General features: G+C 63.6%; 19 protein-coding genes. 7 read left to right on the forward strand and 12 right to left on the reverse strand.

What is annotated here, in order from left to right; translation table 11 throughout:
- The 10 genes from AB0T83_RS18120 to iolD form a co-directional block, all read right to left on the reverse strand.
- Nucleotides 1-285, reverse strand: a 285-nt coding sequence (locus AB0T83_RS18120; protein WP_366194634.1) for a histidinol dehydrogenase, incomplete at its 3' end; no start/stop codon positions are given.
- The gene (locus tag AB0T83_RS18125; protein WP_366194635.1) at nt 282-1,064 is read right to left on the reverse strand and encodes an HpcH/HpaI aldolase family protein; all 783 of its coding nucleotides are present in this window, start codon (nt 1,062-1,064) and stop codon (nt 282-284) included. The genes AB0T83_RS18125 and AB0T83_RS18120, both read right to left, overlap by 4 nt.
- Nucleotide 1,065: 1 nt before the next feature.
- On the reverse strand, nt 1,066-2,988 hold the full coding sequence (locus AB0T83_RS18130; RefSeq protein WP_366194636.1) for a TRAP transporter permease: 1,923 nt from the start codon (nt 2,986-2,988) through the stop codon (nt 1,066-1,068).
- Nucleotides 2,989-3,051: 63 nt separating this feature from the next.
- A complete protein-coding gene (locus AB0T83_RS18135) occupies nt 3,052-4,011 on the reverse strand; it encodes a TAXI family TRAP transporter solute-binding subunit (protein ID WP_366194637.1) in 960 nt (319 codons plus the stop codon).
- Between the two features lie 128 nt (nt 4,012-4,139).
- A complete protein-coding gene (locus AB0T83_RS18140) occupies nt 4,140-5,120 on the reverse strand; it encodes a LacI family DNA-binding transcriptional regulator (RefSeq protein WP_366194638.1) in 981 nt (326 codons plus the stop codon).
- Between the two features lie 180 nt (nt 5,121-5,300).
- Nucleotides 5,301-6,293 (reverse strand): inositol 2-dehydrogenase, encoded by a 993-nt coding sequence (iolG, locus tag AB0T83_RS18145; protein ID WP_366194639.1) that lies wholly within the window; start codon nt 6,291-6,293, stop codon nt 5,301-5,303.
- A gap of 6 nt (nt 6,294-6,299) precedes the next feature.
- Nucleotides 6,300-7,139, reverse strand: a complete 840-nt coding sequence (locus AB0T83_RS18150; protein ID WP_366194640.1) for a class II fructose-bisphosphate aldolase — start codon at nt 7,137-7,139, stop codon at nt 6,300-6,302.
- Nucleotides 7,136-7,978 carry a 5-deoxy-glucuronate isomerase gene (locus AB0T83_RS18155; RefSeq protein WP_366194641.1) on the reverse strand — a complete coding sequence of 281 codons (843 nt, stop codon included), beginning with the start codon at nt 7,976-7,978 and terminating at the stop codon, nt 7,136-7,138. The genes AB0T83_RS18150 and AB0T83_RS18155 overlap by 4 nt, the downstream gene beginning before the upstream one ends.
- Before the next feature lie 27 nt (nt 7,979-8,005).
- Entirely contained in the window at nt 8,006-8,989 is a 984-nt protein-coding gene (gene iolC / locus AB0T83_RS18160) for a 5-dehydro-2-deoxygluconokinase (RefSeq protein ID WP_366194642.1), read from the reverse strand.
- The gene (gene iolD / locus AB0T83_RS18165) at nt 8,989-10,854 is read right to left on the reverse strand and encodes a 3D-(3,5/4)-trihydroxycyclohexane-1,2-dione acylhydrolase (decyclizing) (RefSeq protein ID WP_366194643.1); all 1,866 of its coding nucleotides are present in this window, start codon (nt 10,852-10,854) and stop codon (nt 8,989-8,991) included. Before iolD ends, iolC begins: the two co-directional genes overlap by 1 nt.
- 123 nt (nt 10,855-10,977) lie before the next feature.
- Between iolD and AB0T83_RS18170 the strand changes: the two genes are divergently transcribed.
- The 3 genes from AB0T83_RS18170 to AB0T83_RS18180 are packed head-to-tail and all read left to right on the forward strand — an operon-like array spanning nt 10,978 to nt 14,143.
- Nucleotides 10,978-12,090 carry a Gfo/Idh/MocA family protein gene (locus tag AB0T83_RS18170; protein WP_366194644.1) on the forward strand — a complete coding sequence of 371 codons (1,113 nt, stop codon included), beginning with the start codon at nt 10,978-10,980 and terminating at the stop codon, nt 12,088-12,090.
- A gap of 12 nt (nt 12,091-12,102) precedes the next feature.
- Nucleotides 12,103-12,996 carry a TIM barrel protein gene (locus AB0T83_RS18175; RefSeq protein WP_366194645.1) on the forward strand — a complete coding sequence of 298 codons (894 nt, stop codon included), beginning with the start codon at nt 12,103-12,105 and terminating at the stop codon, nt 12,994-12,996.
- Nucleotides 12,997-13,009: 13 nt separating this feature from the next.
- The gene (locus tag AB0T83_RS18180) at nt 13,010-14,143 is read left to right on the forward strand and encodes a Gfo/Idh/MocA family protein (protein WP_366194646.1); all 1,134 of its coding nucleotides are present in this window, start codon (nt 13,010-13,012) and stop codon (nt 14,141-14,143) included.
- Between the two features lie 4 nt (nt 14,144-14,147).
- On the opposite strand, the gene AB0T83_RS18185 is transcribed toward AB0T83_RS18180, so the two are convergent.
- Entirely contained in the window at nt 14,148-15,146 is a 999-nt protein-coding gene (locus tag AB0T83_RS18185) for a LacI family DNA-binding transcriptional regulator (protein WP_366194647.1), read from the reverse strand.
- Between the two features lie 186 nt (nt 15,147-15,332).
- On the opposite strand from AB0T83_RS18185, the gene AB0T83_RS18190 reads away from it, so the two are divergent.
- From AB0T83_RS18190 to iolB, 4 genes are all read left to right on the forward strand, one after another.
- Nucleotides 15,333-16,283, forward strand: coding sequence for a sugar ABC transporter substrate-binding protein (locus AB0T83_RS18190; RefSeq protein ID WP_366194648.1), 951 nt, complete (start codon nt 15,333-15,335; stop codon nt 16,281-16,283).
- Between the two features lie 77 nt (nt 16,284-16,360).
- The gene (locus AB0T83_RS18195) at nt 16,361-17,485 is read left to right on the forward strand and encodes an ABC transporter permease (protein WP_366194649.1); all 1,125 of its coding nucleotides are present in this window, start codon (nt 16,361-16,363) and stop codon (nt 17,483-17,485) included.
- A 1-nt stretch (nt 17,486) separates the two neighbouring features.
- Complete coding sequence (locus tag AB0T83_RS18200; protein ID WP_366194650.1) at nt 17,487-18,281, forward strand: ATP-binding cassette domain-containing protein; 795 nt, start codon at nt 17,487-17,489, stop codon at nt 18,279-18,281.
- Between the two features lie 62 nt (nt 18,282-18,343).
- The gene (iolB, locus tag AB0T83_RS18205; RefSeq protein WP_366194651.1) at nt 18,344-19,156 is read left to right on the forward strand and encodes a 5-deoxy-glucuronate isomerase; all 813 of its coding nucleotides are present in this window, start codon (nt 18,344-18,346) and stop codon (nt 19,154-19,156) included.
- 69 nt (nt 19,157-19,225) lie between these two features.
- On the opposite strand, the gene AB0T83_RS18210 is transcribed toward iolB, so the two are convergent.
- Complete coding sequence (locus AB0T83_RS18210) at nt 19,226-20,380, reverse strand: nuclear transport factor 2 family protein (RefSeq protein ID WP_366194652.1); 1,155 nt, start codon at nt 20,378-20,380, stop codon at nt 19,226-19,228.
- Between the last annotated feature and the right edge of the window lie 290 nt (nt 20,381-20,670).

A 20,670-nucleotide genomic window follows, 5' to 3' on the forward strand; every position in this document is an offset into this window, starting at 1 on the left:
CGAGTCGCGCTGCGCCTGGGCGAAGTTGGTCACTTGCGCCTGGGCGAACCGGATGTCTTCAAGGTCTTGCGGGCTGACCTTGGCGATGATCTCTTCGATCTCTTCCTCGCTCAGCCGGTAGCTGTCGCGGTCGTACTTGTCGAATTTCACCGCCAGTTCGCGCACCGCTTCATCGCCGCGCTGCTCGATATCCTTCAGCGTTGCGGCCACGACTGCGGCGGTCTTGGCGTCGTCTTCGGCCCGGTCGGCCTGAGGTTTTCCGCGTTTGAGATACTCGATGGTCATGAGATGGGTCCTTTCGTCGAGTCGGGCGACCCGAACACGGTCTCGCGCATCTGCGCGACCCCTCGGGTCATCAAGGTATGGTCGGAGCCGATGACGAACAGGCTGCCGCCAGCCTGCTGCCACGGCGTGATGTCTTCGCCCGGTGCGCAATACAGGCCGGTTGCCGCGCCCGCGAGGCCCAGCACTTCGCGGCACCGTTCGGCGGTTTCCGGGGCGAAGAAATCGCGGAATCCGTAGGACACCGAGAGATCGGCGCGGCCAACGAACAGCGCATCGACCCCCTCGACGGCCGCAATGCCGGCCCGTGCGTCGTAGCCTTCGGGATCCTCGATCTGGCAAATCAGCGAAACCTCGCGCGTGGTCTGGTCGAAGTGTTCCTGTAAGCCGCGCCGGGCATAGTCCGCCGCCCGCGTGGTGCCCGCGAACCCGCGCCCGCCGGGACCGTAGCGCACGGCCCTTGCCAGATCTTCGGCCTGCGCCACCGAGCAGACATGGGGGACCATGACACCGGCGGCGCCGCTGTCCAGCACCCCCAGGAGGGTTTCCGGATCGCCCTTCGGCACCCGGACGATGATCGGGCATCCGGCGGCACGCCCGGCGATCATCGCCGTGTCGATGGCCTGCCGGTCAAACGGCGCGTGCTCGGCATCGATGACCATGAAATCCAGGCCGGACTGGCCCAGGATCTCGATCACGATGGGCTGCGGGGTCTTGACGAAGACGCCAAGCATCTTCTGGCCGGCGGCCAGCCGGTCTTTGAAATCAGAATTGACGGTCATGTCAGCCTTCCGAAGCTGGGATCGGGACGGCGCGGGGCTTTTGCCCCCGCGCAAGGATCCAGAACAGGATCATGATCAGCACACCGGCTATGGTCGCGGGCCACTGCGGGATCAGCAGCAGGGCCACCGGCACCAGCCACAGCACCCAGCTGAACCGGTGAAAGATCGGCTGCGCGGCGAAGAAGGCCGCCACGCCCAGGGTGAAGCCGATCCCAGAGAGCAGCGCCATGATGATGTCCAGGGCCGACCCCTGAAGCAACAGCCCCGGATAGATCAGCATCAGCATCGGGATGGCATAGGCGGTGCCGCCCAGCCGCAGCGATTGCCCGGCCACCTGCATCCAGTTGGTCTTGGCCACCGTGGCAGCCACGAAGACCGCGACACAGACCGGCGGTGTGATCACCGACAGAACCGCGTAATACAGCACGAACAGGTGCACCGTGACCGGGTCCAGACCCTGCTGGATCAGCACCGGGGCAAAGACTGCCGCGACCAGAACGTAGGCCGCCGAGGTCGGCAGCCCCATGCCCGCGATCAGGCAGACACCGGCCATGATCAGCGCGATCATGATCAGGTTGCCATCGGCCAGTTCCAGGATCGACGAGGTCACGGCAACGCCGACGCCGGTCAGGTTGACGATGGCCACGAAGACCTGCGCTGCGACCAGCAGGATGCCGACGATCACCACGCCCTTGCCGCCATCTTCCAGCGCCCGCAGCAGGGTCAGGACGACCTCGCGCAGGGTGCCGCCCGAGGTCAGGGTGGCGGCTGCATAGGCCACGACGATGCCGATCATGCCATAGCAGGCGGTCAACTGGATCGAGTTGCCGTTGACGATGCCGAAGGCGAGGCCGGCGACACCGGCCAGGATCGGTCCCATGCGGCGCCAGTTCAGTGCCTCGCGCCAGTTCGGCAGTTCGCCCTGGTCGACCGCGCCCAGGTTGGTGCGGCGGGCGATCAGATGCACCGTCGAAAACACGCCGAGGTAAAACAGCAAGGCGGGCAGGAAGGCCACGGCGGCGATGGTCCAGTAGTTCACGCCGACCAGTTCGGCCATGACGAAGGCCGCGGTGCCCATGATCGGCGGAGCCAGCTGGCCCCCGGTCGAAGCCACGGCCTCGACCGCGCCGGCGAAGGGCGCGGGATAGCGCAGGCGCTTCATCAGCGGGATCGTGAAGTTGCCGGTTGTGGCGATATTGGCCACCGACGAGCCGGAGATCGACCCGAACAGGCCCGAGGCGATGGTGGCGATCTTGGCCGCGCCGCCGGGGCTTTTGCCACCCGCCCGCGCGCTGAGATCGAAGAAGGTCTGCCCGGCCCCGGTGTGCAGCAACAGCGCGCCGAACAGGATGAAGGCCGCAAGTGTCGTCGAGGCGATCGAGACCAGCATGCCCCAAAGGCCGCGATCCGACAGGAAGATCACTTCGGTCAGATAGTAGACGTCAAAGCCACGGTGCCCGAACGGCCCCGAGATCTTGTCGCCGAGCAGCGCATACAGCACTACGCCACCGACGATGAAGGGAAACACGAAAGAGGCGCTGCGCCGCGCCATTTCCAGGACGATCAGCAGCGTGCCCATGCCCAGAACCACGTCGATGTTCTCGGCGAACGGCAGGTCGATCATGATGCTTTCGAAGTTCAACACGATATAGGCTGCGGAAACCACCACGAAACCCGCAGACAGAACGTCGATTACAGCGCCGACCGGGCGCCATACCTTGCCCTTGCCCAGTGGAAACAGAAGCACGCCAAGGCACGTGATCAGCGCCACGAAGATGGCGCGCTGGATCAGCGTCTCGAAGGCGCCGAAGAACGATGTGTAGAATACGAAAAGGCCGATGCCGACGGCCAGTGCGGAGGTCGCCATTTCCCAACGGGACATGGGGATCGTGCCTTCCGCTTCCAGGTCAGTGATATTGGCCATGGAGGTTCCTTCCGGGAATGGTTCTCCCGCCGAAGCGGTCTTCGGCGGGAAAAAGGGATCTGATCACTTCAGGTTGTCGGGCACGGTCAGGCCGATTTCCTCGAAGTAGCGGACAGCGCCGGGATGCAGTTTCGAGGTGGCGTATTGCAGCGTCAGTTCGGCAAGGTTCTGGCCGGCGACATTCGGGAAGGCGGTCGCCTGCTCGGTGGTGTCTTCCATGATCGCCTTGACGATGTTGTAGGCCACGTCATCGGGCAGGTCGGGACGCGCGGACACGCCGATCATGAAGCCCCAGGTGGTGTAGGGGCCAGAGTTTTCCATCTCGCCGCCCGGCATCTCGACAACCGACAGTTCCGGCAAGTCGGCGCGGATCGTGGCGGTCTGCGCGTCGGTCAGGCCCAGCACCTGCACCGGGGTGAAGGTCGCGATGTCAGTGGTCAGCGCGTCGAACTTGGTGCCGACGGCGGATTTGATGAACCCGATGGCACGGTCGTCCTTGATGGCAGCGGCCAGTTCCCCGTTCGAGCCGCGCACCCAGTCTGGTGCGATCCCGAGGGTGGACATCACGTCCAGCGAGGTGGCTTCGGTCGAACTGCCGCGCTGGCCCGGCCCGAACCGCTGGCCGTCCAGACCGGCGATCTCGGTCACGCCGGAGTCGCGCCGGACCACCACGTTCTGCGGCGCCAGCGAATAGGCCCACAGCAGCTTGGATTCGATGGGGTTTCCGTCGAAGGTCTTGATGCCGGCGTTGGCATGATACAGCGCGCTGGTGGTAATCAGGCCGATGTCCAGCTGCCCGCGCGCCATGCGCTTGAGGTTATCGACGGTGGCGCCGGTTTCGACCACGGAGGCCTGGTAGTCGTCGTTGGCGTTGTTCACCACCTTTGCGACGGCGGCGAAATAGGCGTAGTGGGCGCTTTGCGCGTTGGTCGAGCCGAACGCCAGACGCTCTTGCGCGCCAGCGGCCAGCGGCGCCAGGGCGACGGCAAGGCCAAGAGTGGTGGTTTTGAAGAATGCGGTCACAGGTGTCTCCTCCGTGGTGACTTGCCCGGCACATCGGATGTCCGGTGCGGGCTCGGATGGGAGTGTCCTAGCCTTTTCGTCACGGCACGCAATTTTTCTGCACCTGCGAATGAAAATTTCTGTCTGGTTTACCCGCTTTCACGCAGGATCAATTCCCCGCGCACCATGCGCACGCTGCCCTGGGCATCCGGGTCCAGGACCGTTTCTTCAATCAAATCCAGCGTGTTGCGCACCATCTGGTTGGTCTTCTGCCGCACCGTGGTCAGTTTGTACGACGCCCATGCCGCCATCGGTACATCGTCGAACCCGACAATGGCGACATCGCGGCCGGGTACCAGACCGGCTTCTTTCGCAGAATCGATGGCTGCGATGGCGGTGATGTCATTGGCGCAGAACACGCCATCGGGGCGCTTGGGATCACGGAACAGCAGGTCGGCAAAACCCCGCGACACCCCATAGTCATATTGGCCGGCCCCTTCGTAGGCGACCTTCATGCCACGTTCCGACAGGGCATCGTGCAACCCGCGCCGCCGTTCCAGGTGGGTCGAGGTATCGCGAATGCCGCCGATGAAAGCGATGGTCCGGCACCCCTTGTTGGCAAGGTGATCGGCCACCGTGCGGCCGCCATTGTAATTGTCTGTGCACACGGCGCTGATCGTCGCGTCGGCCTGCACGCGATTGAACAACACCACCGGAATGCCGCGCAATTTGCACTCGCGCGCCAGACGGGACGACAGATTGGCCGAGGTCACCACCACGGCATCGGTGCGCATGCGGAACACCTGCGGCATGACGCTGTCGACGGTCTGGCCTGGTGGGACGGAATGCACCGCCAGATCGCGTCCCTGCTTCGAGATTTCCGTGGCAAAGCGATCCAGGATGGCGGGATAGAACGGGTTTGTAATATCCCCTACGACCAGTGACAGCGCCCGGATCCGACGCGGCCCCGACCGGCGGACCTGTGGCGGCGCGTAGCCCATCTCGCGCGCGGTTTCCAGGATCCTGGCGCGCACTTCGGGCGCAATCGAGGACTCGGGTCGAAACGCCCGCGACACGGCGGCCGTCGATGTATTGCAGCGGAGCGCAACATCCTTGGCTGTAATTTTCATTTCTAAGACCGGAAATTTCAGTACGCCTTCGGCGTAAACCACCCGTCCGAAGAAATCAACGGGGCTGTCTGACCGCTCCGCACCCTGCAACAGAAAATCGCCACCGGAGTGGGCCCCGGTGACGTCATGTCAGAGACCTTGCTGGACCGCGCATCGCCGATACACCCGCACCGACGCGGGCTATAGCGTGTCGAGCCGCACCACCTGTCCGCTCTGCCAGGACTCCGTCGCGGCATCGGCCAGGATCTGCGCCTGCAACCCGTCATGGATCGACGGCTGCGGGGGCCGCCCTTCACGGACGCTGTCCACGAAGGCGGCCATCTCGGCGGCGTAGGCCGCCTGATACCGCTGCAGGAAGAAGTCCTCGACCGGGGATTTGCGAAATCCGCTTTTGTCCGCCCGTTCCAGCGTGGTCTTGTGCATGTTCCCGGCGCGCAGCAGCCCCTCGGATCCATGCACCTCGATCCGCTGATCGTAGCCATAGGTGGCCCGGCGGGAGTTCGAAATCTGGCAGATCTTGCCGCTGGCCGTGATCATGTTGACCGCCGCCGTGTCCACATCGCCAAGGGTGGCCACCTCGGGGTCCACCAGGGCCGCGCCGATGGCGTGGATGCTGACCGGCTCCTCTCCCAACAGGAAGCGCGCCATGTCCAGATCGTGGATCATCATGTCCCGGAACAGACCGCCCGAGCTGCGCACATAGGCATGCGGCGGCGGCGACGGATCGCGCGACAGAATGGTGACGATCTCGACATTCCCCAGACCGCCGTCGCGGATCGTCTTCTGCAATTCCTGGAAATTCGGGTCGAACCGCCGATTGAAGCCTGTCATGAAAGGCATTCCAGCGGCCTCGACCGCGCGGATGCAGTCGCGGATGCGGTCGGCGGACATGTCGATCGGCTTTTCACAGAAGATCGCCTTGCCGCGCGCCGCCAGCCCGTGGATCAGATCATAATGCGTGTCGGTCGGGGTGCCGATTACCACCGCGTCGATATCGTCCGACGCCACCAGCGCATCGATGCTGCGCACCTCGGCCCCGGTGCGGGCGGCCAGTGTCTGTGCCGGAGCATCGAAGGCATCGGCCACGGCCACCAGCGTCACTTCGCGCAGCAGTGCAATGCTGTCGGCGTGCACCCCGCCGATGCGTCCGCATCCAAGAAGTCCTATCCGCATCGGATGTTACCTTGTTTTGGGGCCGCCGAAGCCGCGCAAGACCTCGCGCGCAACGGCAACTAGGGGCTCGTGGGTTTCTTGCAGTATCTGGACACGGTCGAACCGGTCGGGGTCGCGGTTGACCGCGTCCCGCAGCGCCTGACCGAACACCATGCGCAGTTCGGTGCCGATGTTGAACTTGCAGATCGAGGAGGTCGTGGCCAGTGTCCGCCGCTGGGCATGGGGCACCCCGGACCCGCCGTGGATGACCAGCGGAACCTCGGTCACAGCCTCGATGGCCCGGATCCGCGCCTCGTCCAAACCGCCGTCACGCTCGGTCTGCAAATGCACATTGCCGACCGAGATCGCCATTGCATCCACTCCGGTTTCGCGGGCAAAGCGCGCGGCTTCCTCGGGGTCGGTCCCGGCGGAATTCTCGCCGCCGGAATAGCCGACGAAGCCGATCTCGCCTTCGCAGGAAATCCCCGCACCATGGGCCAGTTCGGCCACGGCGGCGGTTTCGGCGATATTCTGTTCCAGCGGTTTACGGGACCCGTCGAACATGAGCGAGGTGAAGCCGCTGTCCAGCGCGAGACGGCACTCCTCCATCGTGTAGCCGTGATCCAGATGCGCCACCACGGGCACCGAGGCTTCCTTGGCCAGATGCCGGAACATCTTGCCCAGAATGGGCAACGGCGTATGCGCGCGACAGCTGGGCCCGGCCTGAAGGATCACCGGCGTGCCTTCGGCTTCGGCGGCGGCCACATAGGCGCGCATGTCCTCCCACCCCAGGGTGACCAGACCGGCCACTGCATAGCGGTGCTTCAACGCGGGTTGCAGGACGTCAGCAAGGGTTGCCAGTGTCATTTGAACTTTGCCACCATGTCCTTGATCCCGGGGATCGTTTCGACCTGATAGGCATGGGTCGGCTGAAAGAACTGCACCAGAGATCGCTGGCTCAGCCCGCCGAGAATGGTGAAATAATACATCTCGTATCCCGGCAGGGCGCAGCAGGGATGATAGCCCTTGTCGATCAGGATCGTTGAGCCATCGACAATGTGGTAGGCATCGCCCGGTTCATTGTCGACGCGCTGCAGCATCTGCAGGCCCGAGCCGTGGCTGGGCCGGAACCGGAAATTGTAGGTTTCGTCGTGACGGGTTTCATCGGGCAGGCGGTCGGTGTCATGCTTGTGCGAGGGAAACCCAGACCAGCCGCCCTGCCCTACGGTGTAAAGCTCGGATACCAGCAGGCGACCCACCTTGTCGTGCTGTTTCTGGCCAAGGATGTGCTTGATCTTGCGATGGGTCTTGGTGTCGTCGGACCCGTATTGCACAAAGTCGATGCCATCGGCCCGCACATCGAAAGGCTCCAGCACCCTGTCGAACCTCGCCCCGGCAATGAAGACCTCGGCACTGTCGGACCGGCACACCATGCGGGCCTTCGCGCCGGAGGGGACATAGACGCCCTCGGGCTCGCCGTCCCAGACATCGATCCCGCGGTTGCCAAGGGAGGCGAAGCCAACTCCTTCCACATCCACATCGACGGTGCCGGTGGCGGGCACGATGCAGGTCTCATATCCCGGCACCTGGTATTCGAAGGCCTCGCCGGACTTCAGCTTGACGATGTTGAAATAGTTCAGCGGAACCCGCGGATCATCGGCATCGACGATCGGGGTGTTGGCGTTGTCAAAGGGGGGAATATGCATGGCGGTTCTTCCGTATTCGTGGCGGGGTCAGACCGAGGTCGGGCCGGGATGGGTGGCAAGAAACTGTTCAAGCTCTGCGGTGGTGGGCATCGCCGGGGCGCAGCCCGGTTGCGAAACGACGATGGCGGCGCAGGCGGACCCGCGCAGAACCGCGTCGCGCAACGCGCGGCCCTCGGCCAGCGCGGCCAGCAGGCCGGCCATGAAGCTGTCGCCCGCGCCATTGGGTTTGACGGCGGTGACCGGGAAAACACCGGTGCGGATCTCCTGCCCGTCCGCAAATGTCATGGCACCCTCCTGCCCCATCTTGTAGATCACGATGCGGCCGGGTTGCGCGGCCAGTTCCCGCGCCTTGTCCAGCCCCTTGTCGAGACCGCCGGCCATGAAACCGAACTCTTCATCGTTGCCGACAATCAGGTCGCTTTCCGCCCCGGCGCGGGACAGAACCTCGGCCGCCACCTCGGGCGAGGGCCAGGAATAGGGGCGATAATCGATGTCGAAGATCACCGGCAGACCCGCTGCACGGGCGTTTTCGAAGGCGCGAAAGGTGGCCCCGCGCGACGGCTCGGCGGCGAAGACCGTCCCGGCGGTGATCAGCGCGCCATAGGCGCCGTAGTCGACCCGATCCACGTCCTGCGGCGTGACCTGAAAATCCACCGCGTTGTTGCGGTAGATGCAGTTCTGGAAGTCCTCCATCGTGCTTTCATACACGGCGAGCGAGACGCGATATTCGCCGTCCAGAACCCGCAGATACTGCGTGTCGACCCCGTAGTGGTTCAGCCGGTTGGTGCAGAACCGCCCGACGCAATCGTTCGAGACCGAGGTCACAAGGGCCGAATGCGCCCCCAGCTTGCACAGCCCGGCGCAGATGTTGGCCGAGGAGCCACCCAGATCGGCGCGGAAGCTTTGCGCGTGTTCGGCCTTGGTGCCCGGCGGATCGGCAAACATGTCCATCCCGGCCCGACCAAAGACCACGAAACGGCTTTTCCGGATGCCGTCGATCAACGTGCTCATCACACCCCCCGACGCTGACGGGGACGGGCGGATTCCCAGTCTTCATGTGCAGCGCGCACCCGCGGGCTTTCGCTGACTTCCGGCGTGCCGCATTCCCACCAGGTGTGGCCCTTGTCGGTCCAGGCCCCGTAGGCCGCGACCTTCATGCAGATTACATGGGTCTTGTCCGACGCCTTTGCGCGTTTGAACGCCTCGGCCAGTTCTGCCGGGTTCTGGACGGTTTCGGCAGTGGCCCCCATCGCGGCGGCATGGGCTTCGAAGTCCACGTCGAAGGCTTCGGGGATGGTCGGCGTGTCCTCGTAGAGGCAGTTGTAGCTTTCGCTGCCCACATTGTTCTGCAGCTTGTTGATGACCGCCCAGCCGCCGTTGTCGAGCACCAGCACGATCAACTTTTTCCGGGTCAGCACAGACGAATAGATGTCGGAGTTCATCAGCATGTAGGCGCCATCGCCCACCAGAACGATGGTGTCCTTGTCGGGCTCGCGCTCGGCCTGGGCGATCCGGGCGCCCCAGCCGCCGGCGATCTCGTAGCCCATGCAGGAAAAGCCGAATTCGACATCCACCGTGCCAATGTCCAGCGTCCGCCAGTTCGCGGTCACCTCGGCGGGAAGCCCCCCCGCAGCGGTCACGATCCGGTCGCGCGGATCGCAAAGCGCATTCACCACGCCGATGGCCTGCGCATAGGAATTGGGGGTGTTGCCGGGCGCAACGTTGTCGGCCACATAGGCATCCCATTTGCGCCGTTCTTCCTGCGCCTGTGTCGTCCAGCCCGCTGGTGCAGTGTAGCCCTGCGCCGCCACGCCAAGCGCTTCCAGCGCGCAACGGGCGTCGCCCACGACCGGGACCGAACCATGCTTGCCCGCATCGTGGCGCGCGGCATTGATCGAAATCAGCCGGGCATCCTGCGCGAAGGCAGTCCAGGAACCGGTGGTGAAATCCTGCAACCGCGTGCCCACGGCAAGGATGACATCCGCCTTCTCGGCAATGGCATTTGCACTGTCTGACCCGGTCACGCCAACCGGCCCGATGTTCAGCGGATGCGTCGCCAGCATGTTGGCACGCCCCGCGATGGTTTCGACCACCGGGATCTGATGTGCTTCGGCGAAAGCGGTCAATTCCGCCACCGCGCCGGAATACTGCACCCCGCCCCCGGCAATGATCATGGGGCGTTCGGCGGCCTTCAGCAGTTCTGCCGCATCGGCCACTTCCGCCACGTCCGGCATGATCCGGCGAATGCGATGCACCTCCTTCTCGAAGAACACCGCCGGATAGTCATAGGCCCAGCCCTGCACATCCTGCGGCAGACCGATGAAGGCAGGACCGCAATCGCCGGGATCGAGCATGGTTGCCACCGCTGCCGGCAGCGACTGGATCACCTGCGCCGGGTGGGTAATGCGATCCCAGTAGCGGGTGATCGGGCGGAAGCCGTCGTTGACCCCCAGCGTCGGGTCATAGAAATTCTCCATCTGCTGCAGCACCGGATCCGGCAGGCGGGTGACATAGGTGTCGCCACACAGCATCAGCATCGGCAGGCGGTTGGCATGGGCCAGCGCCGAGGACGTGGTCAGATTGCTGGTGCCCGGCCCCGCCGAAGCGGTGCAGAACATGAACCGCTGCCGCAGCCATGTCTTGGCATAGGCTGCTGCAGCGAACCCCATGCTCTGTTCGTTCTGTCCGCGATACAGGGGCAGCGCGTCGCGATGCTGGTACAGCGCCTCGCCCAGACAAGGCACATTGCCATGCCCGAAGATTCCGAAGCCGCCGCCGCACAGGCGATGCTCCTGCCCGTCAATCTCGATGTACTGGTTTGCCAGCCAGCGCACGATGGCCTGCGCCGTGGTCAGGCGGAGTGTCGTCTCGCTCATGCCTGTGGATCCTTCCTTGCCTTGCCAGCGTCCCGTCGGAAACGATTGCCGCTTGCGTGATGTTGATTCTGAGGATACTAGTTTTGCAACCGGTTGCAAACTGAATTTGGAGAGCAGCACGCCATGGCCGAGATCGGTATTGGAATTGTGGGCGGGGGCTACATGGGCAAGGCCCATGCCGTCGCCATGACCGCAGTCGGGGCTCAGTTCGGCACTTCCCTGCGTCCGCGTCTGGAAATGATCGCCGCACGCACCAAAGCCTCTGCCGAGGACTATCGGCAGGCGTTCGGGTTTCGGCGCGGCACCGACGATTGGGATCAACTGGTGTCGGATCCGGATGTCGAGGCCGTCGTCATCGCCACGCCGCAGAAGTTGCACCGCGAGATCGCCGAGGCTGCCTTTTCCCTTGGCAAGCCGGTGCTGTGCGAGAAGCCCATGGGTGCCTCGCTGGAAGATGCCGAGGCCATGGTGGCCGCTGCCGAGGCCAGCGGCGTGGCCAATATGGTCGGCTACAATTATATTCGCACCCCTGCCAGCCAGTTTGCACGCAAGCTGATTGCCGAAGGCGCCATCGGCACCGTCACCTGGTTTCGCGGCGAACATACCGAGGACTTTTATGCCGATCCCGATGCTCCGGCGACGTGGCGCACCTCGGGAATGGCCAATGGCACCATGGGCGACCTCGCCCCCCATATGATCAATGCAGCCCTTGCCCTGATCGGACCGGTCACCAGTCTTGTGGCCGAGGTCGAGACTGTGCATACCCAGCGGCCGGGTGGTGCTGTGACCAACGACGATCAGGCCCAGATCATGTGTCGCTTTGCCAATGGCACCATGGGGCAAATGCATTTCAGCCGGATCGCTACGGGTCGCAAGATGGGCTATGCTTACGAGGTGCACGGTACCCATGGCGCCATCCGGTTCGACCAGGAAGACCAGAACGCGTTGTGGCTGTACCGCGCCGAGGGGCCCGAGGCCGAACGCGGCTTTCGCAAGATCCTGACCGGCCCCGCCCATCCCGACTATCTGCCGTTCTGCCAGGGGCCGGGCCATGGCACCGGCTATCAGGATCAGATCATCATCGAGGCGCATGATTTCCTGCGCGCGATCGAAACCCGCACTCCGGTCTGGCCCACGTTCCGCGACGGATTGGCCGTCATGCGCGTTGTTCAGGCCGCTCTGACCTCGTCCCGCACTAGGGCGTGGCAGGACGTTCCGCAAGACCCGACCATCTGAAAGGCTTCCAGAATGACCATTCGCATAGGCAATGCGCCCTGCTCATGGGGCGTTGAATTCGCCAACGATCCGCGCAATCCCGGTTGGCAGACGGTGCTGAAGGAATGCGCCGAAGCGGGCTACAAGGGGATCGAACTGGGGCCGGTCGGCTTCATGCCCGAGGATCCGGAGGAACTGGCCGAAGCGCTGGACCAGCATGGTCTGGAGCTGATCGGCGGCGTTGTCTTCCGGGCGTTTCACGATCCGGCGCAATGGGATGACGTGCTGGACGGCACCCACCGCACCTGCAGGGCGCTGGTGGCGCATGGCGCGCAGCATCTGGTGTTGATCGATTCCATCTCGCCGCGCCGGGCCCCGACTGCTGGACGGGCCGATGAGGCCGAACAGATGGACAAGGCCGAATGGACCGCCTTCCGCGACAGGCTGGCCGAGGCCGCACGCATCGGCACCGGGGAATATGGCCTGACCGTCGGCATCCACGCCCATGCCGCGGGCTTTATGGATTTCGAGCCGGAGCTTGAGCGTCTGCTCGAAGAGGTCGACGAGAAGATCCTGAAAATCTGTTTCGACACCGGGCATCACTCCTATGCCGGCTTTGATCCGGTGGCCTTCATGAAGCGCCACATGGATCGCATTTCCTACATGCATTTCAAGGATATAGAGCCGAAAGTCAAAGCAGATGTCATCGCCAGCCGGACCGGGTTCTACGACGCCTGCGGCAAAGGGATCTTCTGCAAGCTTGGGCTTGGCGATGTCGACTTCCCGGCCGTGCGGCAAGTGCTTCTGGACCACGGTTTCGAAGGCTGGTGCACAGTCGAGCAGGACATTGATCCGACGCTGGATGTCACGCCCATGGCGGACAACCGGTGCAACCGCGAATACCTCGAATCCATCGGTTTCAAGTGAAAGGGCCGAACAGATGACGAAGCTGAAATGGGGCATGATCGGCGGCGGCGAAGGCAGCCAGATCGGCCCGGCGCACCGCCTTGGCGCTTTGGCGGACGGCCATTTCGAATTTGCCGCCGGAGCCCTGGATCACCGTCCCGACGCGGGCCGCGACTATGCGCAACGTCTTGGTATTGCGGTGGATCGTGCGTATGGCGACTGGACCGAGATGCTGGCCGGCGAACGCGACCGGCGCGATCGCGTCGATCTGGTCACCGTCGCCACGCCCAATGCCACGCATTTCGAGATCACCAAGGCATTCCTTGAGGCCGGGTTCAACGTCTTGTGCGAAAAACCCATGACCATGACCGTCGAGGAAGGCGAGGAGATTGTGCGCGTTGCCGAGGCGACCGGCAAGATCTGCGCGGTCAACTATTGCTATTCGGCCTATCCGATGGTGCGGCAGGCGCGCGCCATGGTGCGGGCGGGCGAGATCGGCAAGGTTCGGCTGGTGGTGACCAATTTCAGCCACGGCCATCACGGTGATGCCACCGATGCGGACAATCCGCGCGTGCGCTGGCGCTATGATCCGGCGATGGCGGGCGTCTCGGGGCAATTCGCCGATTGCGGGATTCACGCGCTGCACATGGCCAGCTTCATCTGTGACGATGAAGTTGAAAAACTGGCTGCCGACTTCGCCTCGACCATCCCCAGCCGGGTGCTGGAGGACGACGCGATGCTCAACTTCCGTATGACCGGTGGCACGGTCGGGCGGTTGTGGACGTCCTCGGTGGCCATCGGGCGGCAGCATGGGTTCGACATTCAGGTGTTCGGCGAAACCGGCGGGTTGCGGTGGGCGTCGGAACAGCCCAACCAGTTGATCTATACCCCGGTTGGCGGACGCACCCAGATCATCGAGAAGGGTGAAGGCGGGCTGCATGCCGATGCGCAACGCCTGTCGCGGGTGTCCATTGCCCATCCCGAAGGGTTCCCGCTGGCCGTGGCCAATATCTATTGCGATCTGGCGGATGCGATCCGGGGCGAAGTGCGTGACGGGTTGCCGGGGGCGGCCGATGGGGTGCGGTCGATGGCGGCGGTGCATGCGGCCGTGACCTCGGCCGGGAAAGACGGTGCCTGGGTCGATGCCCGCCCACCGATGTTTCGCTGAAGCGTCAGGACAGCGGGCGCAACGTCCCCCGTTCTACCAGTGAACAGGGAAAGAGCCGGGCCTCGGGATAGCGGTCCGGCTCGTCCAGCATGGCCACCACAAGTTCAATCGACGACCGGATGATCTGCCGGATGGGCTGACGGATTGTGGTGAGGTTGATGTTTTCCCAGCCCGCCATTTCCATGTCGTTCAGCCCGAGGATCCCGATGTCTTCGGGCACCCTGAGCCCGGCATCGCGCACAGCACTCAGCGCACCGATGGACAGAACGTCATCGCCGCAGAAATAGGCCTGCGCCGGGCCCTCGGCGATCAGGCGCTGCATCTCGGCACGTCCGGCCTGGAAGGAATAGGCGGTGGCGAAGCTGTGGCGGGTCCGCGCCTGCGGGTGGCGCAACATTTCCTCGCGAAAGCCCGCGAAACGATCCTGAGTCGAGGTGGCGCGTTCCGGCCCCCCAAGGAAGCCCACGTCGTCATAGCCCCGGTCCACCAGCGCCCGGGCCGCGATCCGCCCGCATTCCATGTTGTCGATGCCCACCACATGTACTTTGGGTGAACTGGAATACCGGCCGAAGCTGTGCACCACCGGGATGCCGGCGCTGCGAAAGGCTTCTGCGAATTCAGGCGGCAGCGTCGAAGACGCCACAACGACCCCATCCACAGAATACTGGCGCAGCATCTGCACCGAATTGTCCGGGGCGACCTCATCCGACAGATTGACCAGCAGCGGACGAAGGCCCCGTTCCTGTAATCCGCGCGTGAACAGGTCGAAGACTTCCAGGAAGATCGGGTTGTGGAAGTTGTTGGAGATCAGTCCGATCAGCTTGGTGCGCCCGGTGGTCAGACTGCTGGCCAGCGCATTGGGGCTGTAGCCCAGTTCGGTCGCGGCTTTCTCGACCTTGCGCCGGGTCTTGGCCGACACCGATGCCCCTGCAGTGAAGGTCCGCGAAACCGCGGAGCGCGAGACCCCAGCCCTTTCGGCGACATCCTTCAAGGTTACCGGCATCAAACGGCCCTCCGCGGCCCAACGTCAATTCCGTCGGTTGTTTTACACGACACCTCCATGCTCCGCAGCACTAAACTTCCCGTCCGCTTTTGCAACCGGTTGCAAAACGCGTCGATTCGTGGTTTTCTCTGGGTGAGCGGTTCACCGGACCGCGCAGATACGACCATGGACATTTGGGAGGATACCATGAAACGCAAGATTCTCGGGCTCATGCTCGGCTCGGCAGTCGCTGCCCTGCCAATGGCAGGCGCAACCACGGCGGCGGCTGAGGGCGAAAAATACGTGCTGGTCAGCCATGCACCGGATTCCGACAGCTGGTGGAACACGATCAAGAACGCCATCGCCCTTGCGGGCGAGCAGATGGACGTCGAGGTCGAATACCGCAACCCGCCGACCGGTGACATCGCCGATATGGCGCGGATCATCGAACAGGCCGCCGCGTCAGGCCCGAACGGGATCGTCACCACGCTGGCGGATTACGATGTTCTGAAAGGGCCGATCATGGATGCGGTCGCCTCCGGCGTCGACGTCATCATCATGAACACCGGCTCTGCCGATCAGGCGCGTGAAGTCGGCGCACTGATGTATGTGGGCCAGCCGGAATACGATGCCGGCTATGCGGCCGGCCTGCGCGCCAAGGGCGACGGCATTGGCTCGTTCCTCTGCGTGAACCACTCGATCCAGCAGCCGACACTGGCACAGCGCTGCCAGGGCTTCGCGGATGGTCTGGGCATCGATCTGGGCAACTCCATGCTCGACAGCGGCACCGACCCCGCCGAGATCAAGAACAAGGTTCTGGCCTATCTGTCGGCCAACCAGGACACCGATGCAATCCTGACCCTCGGCCCGGTGTCCGCCGATCCGACGATCCAGGCGCTGGATGAAAACGGCATGGCCGGGGACATCTACTTTGGCACCTTCGACCTTGGCCCGGAAATCGTGAAGGCGATCAAGGGGGGCATCATCGAATGGGGCATCGACCAGCAGCCGTTCTTGCAGGGCTACCTGCCCATCGTGATCATGACCAACTACCATCGCTACGGCGTGCTGCCGGGCAACAACATCAATTCGGGTCCGGGCTTCGTGACCGCCGATGGCCTTGAACTGGTGGAACAGTTCGCCGGCGAATACCGCTAAGGCATCCTGGGCGGGCGCCGACGAACGGCGCCCGTCCCTTCCCCACTTTTCTCACAGCACAGAACGGAGCCCGAGCGATGTCACAGACAGCGCAGTCCAAAACTGTTGCCGATGAACGGGTCAAGGAAATGTCGGCCATGCGCCGCGCCCTCATCCGCCCCGAACTGGGCGGTATCGTCGGAACGATAGCCGTGTTCACCTTCTTCCTGCTGTTCGCCCTTGACAGCGGCATGTTCAACAGCCAGGGCATCCTGAACTGGTCGACGGTTTCGGCACAATTCATGATCATCGCCGTGGGCGCCTGCCTGCTGATGATCGCCGGCGAATTCGACCTGTCGGTCGGCTCGATGATCGGCTTTTCCGGCATGATGATCGCCATTCTCTCGGTCACTTTCGGCTGGCCGGTCTGGAGCGCGATCATCGTCACCTTTGTCGTCTGCCTCGCAATCGGCGCGCTGAACGGCTACATCGTGATCCGTACCGGGCTGCCCAGCTTTATCGTGACGCTGGCCTTCCTGTTCATCCTGCGCGGCTTCACCATCTACCTGCCCCAGACCATCGAGCGTAAAACGATCATCGGCGGTGTCCGTGACGTGGCCGAGGGCGATTGGCTGGCGGCCCTCTTCGGCGGCAAAATCCTGGGCGGGATGTTCACCTGGATGGGCAACAACGGGATGATTGCCACCTTCTCGCGCGGCACACGCGAAGGGCAGCCCGTGGTCGACGGCATCCCGATGCTGATCGTCTGGGCCATCGTGCTGGTGATCTTCGGCCACTTCCTTCTGACCAAGACCCGGTTCGGAAACTGGATCTTCGCCGCCGGCGGCGATGCCGAAGCCGCCCGCAACTCGGGCGTGCCGGTCAATCGCGTCAAGATCCTGATGTTCATGTTCACCGCCTTCTGTGCCGTGGTCTTCGCCACCTGTCAGGTCATGGAGTTCGGATCGGCCGGTGCGGATCGCGGCCTGTTGAAGGAATTCGAAGCGATCATCGCGGTGGTCATCGGCGGCGCCCTGCTGACCGGAGGTTACGGATCGGTCATCGGAGCCGCGCTTGGCGCGCTGATCTTCGGCGTCGTCCAGCAGGGCCTGTTCTTTGCCGGGGTCGAAAGTTCTCTGTTCCGGGTCTTCCTTGGCATCATCCTGCTCTTCGCGGTGGTTCTGAACACCTATATTCGCCGCCTGATCACGGGGGAACGCTGATATGAACACTCGCAGCACACATGCACCCATCATCCGCATGGTCGAGATCCAGAAGCATTTCGGATCGGTGATCGCCCTGGCCGGGGTTTCGGTCGATGTCTATCCCGGCGAGTGTCATTGCCTTCTGGGCGACAATGGCGCGGGCAAGTCAACCTTCATCAAGACCATGTCGGGGGTTCACAAACCCACCAGCGGCGAGATCTTCTTCGAAGACCGGCCGATGCACTTCGAAGATCCGCGCGACGCCATCGCGGCCGGGATCGCCACCGTGCACCAGCATCTGGCGATGATCCCGCTGATGTCGGTCAGCCGCAACTTCTTCATGGGCAATGAACCCCTGAAGAAGGTCGGGCCGCTGAAGCTTTTCGACCATGATTACGCCAATCGCGTGACCATGGAAGAAATGCGCAAGATGGGTATCAACCTGCGCGGGCCCGATCAGGCGGTTGGCACCCTGTCGGGGGGCGAGCGTCAGACCGTCGCCATCGCCCGCGCCGTGCATTTCGGGGCCAAGGTGTTGATCCTGGACGAACCGACCTCGGCACTTGGGGTGCGACAGACCGCGAACGTTCTGGCGACGATCGACAAGGTGCGCAAGCAGGACATCGCTGTAGTTTTCATCACCCACAACGTGCGCCATGCCATGGCCGTGGGCGACCGCTATACGGTTCTGAACAGGGGCAAGACCCTTGGCACGGCGCAGCGCGGCCAGATCACGCCCGAGGAGCTTCAGGATCTCATGGCCGGTGGTCAGGAGTTGGTCGAGCTGGAAGGATCGCTTGGCGGCACCGTCTGAACGTACTGCCGCCGGGACACCGGCGGCAGCCCAAGGCAGTCTCTGAATGCAGGAGAATTTCCGTGCCCGATCTCAAACGACGCCCCACGGGTGATACCGGTCTTGTCCATGACATCACGCCGGACAGTGCCGGCTGGACCTATGTCGGTTTCGCGCTTCACATCCTTGAGCCGGGACAGAGTGTTCGAGCGGTGACCGGCGACAGAGAGGCGATCCTCGTACTGGTCGAAGGCCGCGCCGAACTGGCCGCAGGCGGCGCGGATTTCGGTGAAATGGGCGCGCGGATGGATGTCTTCGAACGCACCCCGCCCCATTGCCTGTATGTGCCTGCGGGCAGCGACTGGCAGGCGCAGGCCACCACATCCTGCAAGCTGGCGGTCTGCACCGCACCTGGTGGCACGGGCCGAAAGGCGCAGCGCATCGGCCCCGACGGCATCCAGACGACCCCGCGCGGCAAGGGTCAGAACACCCGCTATATCAACAACATCGCCATGGAAGATCGGGACGTGGCCGACAGCCTGCTGGTGACCGAGGTCTTCACACCCAGCGGCAACTGGTCCAGCTATCCCCCGCATCGCCATGACGAAGATGACTTCCCGAACATGACCTATCTGGAAGAAAGCTATTATCACCGCCTGAACCCGGCGCAGGGATTCGGGGTGCAGCGGGTTTATACCGAAAACGGCGACCTGGATGAGACCATGGCCGTGGCTGACGGGGATGTGGTGCTGGTTCCGCGCGGCCATCATCCCTGTGCCGCGCCCTACGGGTACGAGATGTACTATCTGAACGTGATGGCCGGACCGCTGCGCAAATGGCGCTTTGCCAACGACCCGGCGCACGACTGGATCTACCAACGCGACCGCGCGCCCTGACGGCCAACCGACGCACAGGGTGTCGGCCCGGAGGCGATCGCAAGACCCGCCGCCCGGCCAAACACTGCGCTAGATGTCGTCACTCAGAACGGCGCTGTCCTTGTCCACCATCTGCGCCAGCTTGATCTGCATCAGCAGCGACATCTCGTCGATGTTGGTCCATTCGTCCACGACCTTGCCGTCGCGAATGTGGAAGTGGCTCATCGCCATGACCTGAAGCCGCTTGCCGGTGGGAGCGCCCAGGTCTTCGAAGACACCCCAGCCCAAGTGATGCCCCTCGACGATCCACCGCACCGCGAATTTGGTGCCGCCTTCTTCGCAAGGGGTCGAGCAGATGTGCTGCGGGATATAGAACCCGTCAGGGATGGTCGCGTACAGCCCCACGGTCTGATGTGTGACAGCGCCGTGGCCGTACAGTTCTTTCATCAGGGGGCCATGATACTGCACCGTGGGTGCATAGACCTCGCGGATCTTGCCGAACATGCGGCGGTTGTGGATTTCGTGCAGCCAGCGCAGAACCTCGGCCTCTTCGGGGGTGTTGGCGATGGAGGTGTCGCATTCGGTCTCGGGCGGGTATTGGCCGATCATCCGGCGGTTTTCGCCCATGTCCACGGCCAGAAGGCCCTTTTCGAAATAGGGCCGGGCCAGTTCTTCGGCATAGGCCTGCGGGTCGAGCCCGATCTGCTTCACCTGCGCCATGCTGTCGACCACCAGCCATTCACGGTAGATCTTGTTTTCGTAGATCATGCAGTCGGCGATGGTGCGCGCGACGAAACTGCGGCCCGTCGGCTTGCCGTAGATGCCCGGCTGGCTGTGTCGCCCGGCGCCGGTCACCAGATGCGAGGTGTAGAAGCCGTCATCCTCGTTGCCGTTCCAGATGACATGGGTGGCCATGCCGCGCCGCTCGGGCAGCATGAACAACCGCTTGATGGTGTCATGCACCACGTCCTCGCGGTTGTAGATCGTCCCGGTGGCGCCATAGACCACGCAGTTGTGCGTGTAATGGGAATAGATCAGGCCCACGTCGCGCTCGTCCCAGATGCGATGTGTGCAGCGCACGATATAGTCCACGATGTCGGTATAGATCGGATCGAAGCCCCGCATGGGCTGCGCGCGCGCCCGGTCGGTGGGCACCATATCGACAAAATCCCGACGTTCCGACTGAAGCACGGCGGGCGGAGCGCCTGCCCCCTTTTCGCTGCCGTTGGTGCCTTTGGTCGCCATGTCGATCTCCGTTCCTGACTGTCGATGGGAGTCCAACAGCGCATATTCTGCATTCGTTTGCAAGATGGATTGGCCATCGTTGGTACCAACCTGTGAAACCTGTTTGGGGGGCTTGGCCCCGGGTCAAAAAGGCTGCGGCGATCCGATGGCCTGGCAACATCAGGATGGCCCGTCGGATCATGTTGACCGAGGGACGAGCTTCCTGCTGGCAAGGCGCCTCCCACACGAGGCTGCGCGCCGAGGGAAACAGGGGGCCGCCCTTGCTGGCAAACAGTCAAATCAAGGGAGTG

The organism is Meridianimarinicoccus marinus (assembly GCF_040689105.1).
GTDB lineage: Bacteria > Pseudomonadota > Alphaproteobacteria > Rhodobacterales > Rhodobacteraceae > Meridianimarinicoccus > Meridianimarinicoccus marinus.

Coding starts and splice junctions, on each gene's coding strand:
- AB0T83_RS18190 (WP_366194648.1), top strand. CDS start 15,333: ATGAAACGCAAGATTCTCGGGCTCATGCTCGGCTCGGCAGTCGCTGCC.
- iolD (WP_366194643.1), bottom strand. CDS start 10,854: ATGAGCGAGACGACACTCCGCCTGACCACGGCGCAGGCCATCGTGCGC.
- iolG (WP_366194639.1), bottom strand. CDS start 6,293: ATGCGGATAGGACTTCTTGGATGCGGACGCATCGGCGGGGTGCACGCC.
- AB0T83_RS18125 (WP_366194635.1), bottom strand. CDS start 1,064: ATGACCGTCAATTCTGATTTCAAAGACCGGCTGGCCGCCGGCCAGAAG.
- AB0T83_RS18140 (WP_366194638.1), bottom strand. CDS start 5,120: ATGAAAATTACAGCCAAGGATGTTGCGCTCCGCTGCAATACATCGACG.
- AB0T83_RS18185 (WP_366194647.1), bottom strand. CDS start 15,146: ATGCCGGTAACCTTGAAGGATGTCGCCGAAAGGGCTGGGGTCTCGCGC.
- AB0T83_RS18170 (WP_366194644.1), top strand. CDS start 10,978: ATGGCCGAGATCGGTATTGGAATTGTGGGCGGGGGCTACATGGGCAAG.
- iolC (WP_366194642.1), bottom strand. CDS start 8,989: ATGAGCACGTTGATCGACGGCATCCGGAAAAGCCGTTTCGTGGTCTTT.
- AB0T83_RS18195 (WP_366194649.1), top strand. CDS start 16,361: ATGTCACAGACAGCGCAGTCCAAAACTGTTGCCGATGAACGGGTCAAG.
- AB0T83_RS18200 (WP_366194650.1), top strand. CDS start 17,487: ATGAACACTCGCAGCACACATGCACCCATCATCCGCATGGTCGAGATC.
- AB0T83_RS18155 (WP_366194641.1), bottom strand. CDS start 7,978: ATGCATATTCCCCCCTTTGACAACGCCAACACCCCGATCGTCGATGCC.
- AB0T83_RS18210 (WP_366194652.1), bottom strand. CDS start 20,380: ATGGCGACCAAAGGCACCAACGGCAGCGAAAAGGGGGCAGGCGCTCCG.
- AB0T83_RS18130 (WP_366194636.1), bottom strand. CDS start 2,988: ATGGCCAATATCACTGACCTGGAAGCGGAAGGCACGATCCCCATGTCC.
- AB0T83_RS18180 (WP_366194646.1), top strand. CDS start 13,010: ATGACGAAGCTGAAATGGGGCATGATCGGCGGCGGCGAAGGCAGCCAG.
- AB0T83_RS18175 (WP_366194645.1), top strand. CDS start 12,103: ATGACCATTCGCATAGGCAATGCGCCCTGCTCATGGGGCGTTGAATTC.
- AB0T83_RS18150 (WP_366194640.1), bottom strand. CDS start 7,139: ATGACACTGGCAACCCTTGCTGACGTCCTGCAACCCGCGTTGAAGCAC.